At 45.8% G+C, this 2,626-nt stretch carries 3 protein-coding genes; all 3 read right to left on the bottom strand.

Annotated features, from left to right (window positions below):
• Positions 1-191 (bottom strand): hypothetical protein (locus ABFQ95_08385; protein MEN8237532.1); only part of this gene is annotated, 191 nt, incomplete at its 3' end.
• Positions 192-376: 185 nt separating this feature from the next.
• Positions 377-1,264: a succinate--CoA ligase subunit alpha gene (gene sucD, locus ABFQ95_08380; GenBank protein MEN8237531.1), complete on the bottom strand. Its 888-nt coding sequence runs from the start codon at positions 1,262-1,264 to the stop codon at positions 377-379.
• A gap of 3 nt (positions 1,265-1,267) precedes the next feature.
• Positions 1,268-2,437 carry an ADP-forming succinate--CoA ligase subunit beta gene (gene sucC, locus ABFQ95_08375; GenBank protein MEN8237530.1) on the bottom strand — a complete coding sequence of 390 codons (1,170 nt, stop codon included), beginning with the start codon at positions 2,435-2,437 and terminating at the stop codon, positions 1,268-1,270.
• Between the last annotated feature and the right edge of the window lie 189 nt (positions 2,438-2,626).

Genomic DNA, 2,626 nt, shown 5'->3' with positions numbered 1-2,626 from the left:
ATCCTGAACGCTGATTTTCCGAACGTGCGACTGTAAGTCGCACGAATTGGAAAATCTTTGCGATTCAGGATCCAATTCTTTTTTGCAGATTTTAAAAAATGGGATCCTGAATCGTAGGGTTTTGCCTCCTCAAGTCTTACCAGACTTGAGTTCCAAAACCAACGTTCAGGATGACGATCCGTAGATAACACATTTTCACTGAACAGCCCTGATTCAAATTATCGATAATACGCGATATGTCCGCAACATAAACAACATAAAGATCTAACTACCTATACCCGCAAGAAATGAAAACCTCTACACCGAAGTGAAATCAAAAACTCTGTTTCCTGATACGTTCAATGAGCACTTTGAGCGTATCAGGAAACAGAGGTTTTCATTTCTCTTCAGTATAACCCATCAGCTTTTTTAATGTTATTCCAATATCAGCCGGAGACAAGGCAACTGAAACACCCGCATTCTTCAGAGCCTCAACCTTGCTCTCAGCAGTCCCCTCACCGCCTGAGATAATAGCGCCTGCATGCCCCATGCAACGTCCGGGAGGGGCCGTTATACCAGCTACAAAAGCAACCGTTGGTTTCTTTATTTTAGATTGCTTGATAAAATCAGCCGCCTCTTCTTCAGCGCGACCTCCGATCTCACCAATCATGATAATTGCTTCGGTTTTAGGATCTTTTAAAAATAACTCAATGCAATCTATGAAATTCATGCCTTGAATCGGATCTCCCCCGATACCGATGCATGTTGATTGACCAAAACCCGCTGCCGTAGCTTGTGCGACAGCCTCATAGGTTAGAGTCCCAGAGCGGGAGATGATCCCCACCGATCCAGGTTTGTGGATGTGTCCTGGCATGATGCCAATCTTGCACTCGCCAGGCGTAATAATACCTGGACAGTTGGGACCAATCAAACGGGTGGAGGAATTTTCCAACACACGACGCACTTTCAGCATATCTTGTACCGGAATGCCTTCAGTAATGCACACAACCAGAGGCAGCTTAGCGTCAATGGCCTCTAAAATGGCATCTAAAGCAAACGGTGGCGGAACATAGATAACCGAAGCTGTAGCCCCAGTTTTTAAGACAGCCTCTTGAACTGTATCAAATACAGGCAATCCCAAATGCGTTGTTCCCCCTTTTCCAGGAGTGACCCCACCTACAAGCTGTGTGCCATAAGCAAGAGCTTGCTCAGAATGGAACGTTCCCTGATGTCCGGTGAATCCCTGACAAATAACCTTGGTTTGATCATTAACAAGTATTGACATGATTTATGCTGCCTTTTCTACTGCCCGCACCACAAGGGACGCTGCATCTGCAAGATGATCTGCTGAGACAATATCTAGCCCCGATTGCGCTAATAGAGTTTTACCCTTTTGCACATTAGTACCTGCCAAACGCACCACCAAGGGTACATGGATGTTGATTTCTTTCGCTGCTGCAATGATACCTTCAGCGATAATATCGCAGCGCATAATACCACCAAAAATATTCACCAAAATACCCTGGACATTAGGGTCTGAAAGAATAAGTTTGAATGCTTCAGTTACGCGCTCACGCGTGGCTCCACCACCTACATCCAAGAAATTAGCCGGCTCTCCGCCATATAATTTAATGACGTCCATGGTAGCCATAGCAAGGCCAGCGCCATTCACCATACAACCAATGTTGCCATCCAACTTGACATAGCTCAGATCATGCCGGCGCGCTTCCAGCTCAACTGGGTTTTCTTCTGCCTCGTCCCGCAGTGCTTCGATATTTGGATGTCTGAACAATGCATTATCATCAAAGCTCATCTTAGCATCCAAAGGGAGCAGGTCCCCTGAACCTGTAATTACCAACGGATTCACCTCAAGCAACTGCGCATCTGTTTGAGTAAAGGCACGGTAAGCCTGCAAAAATAACTCAATTCCTCGGCTGAAAGTATCACCTGTCAGCCCAAGCCCAAATGCCAACTGCCGTGCGTGAAAGGCTTGCATTCCGAGCAATGGATCAATATCAATCCGCACAATAGCTTCAGGAGTCTTTGCTGCAACTTCTTCAATGTCCATACCGCCTTCCCGAGATACCATCGCCACAAAGCAGCGACGCTCTCGATTTATCAACAGGGCAAAGTAGAGTTCATTAGCAATGTCGCAAGCGCGCTCAATATAAACTTTGTTAACTGTCTGCCCTTCAGCACTTGTTTGCGGTGTCACCAAATTCATTCCCAAAATCTGGCTGCTGATATCCTCCAATTGGGAAAGTCCTGTGACAAGCTTAACGCCGCCTCCCTTACCTCTGCCTCCAGCATGAATCTGAGCTTTCACCACCCAGGTATCACCTGCGATTTTTTGCGCTACACTCAGCGCTTCCTTAGCGCTGGCAGCCACGCCTGCCTTTTGGATCGGGATCTCAAACTGGCTCAGCAGCTGCTTGGCTTGGTATTCATGGATATTCACGTAAAACCCTACCTTTAGAAACGTACATAATCTGTGTGCAATCCTAGCACAGTTTTTCTCCAAGAGAAAACTCAGGGACTGGGTTAGTCGTATTCCCTAAAGTATCTTGGATTTTAATAAAAACTTAACTAGATTGTACTCCTGTCAACCAAAAAGGAGTAAGAAAATGCTTTCAGAAATTATATGTGT

The organism is Pseudomonadota bacterium (genome assembly GCA_039714795.1).
Taxonomy (GTDB): domain Bacteria; phylum Pseudomonadota; class Alphaproteobacteria; order JAGOMX01; family JAGOMX01; genus JBDLIP01.
This window is presented reverse-complemented; position numbering and strand designations above follow the sequence as displayed.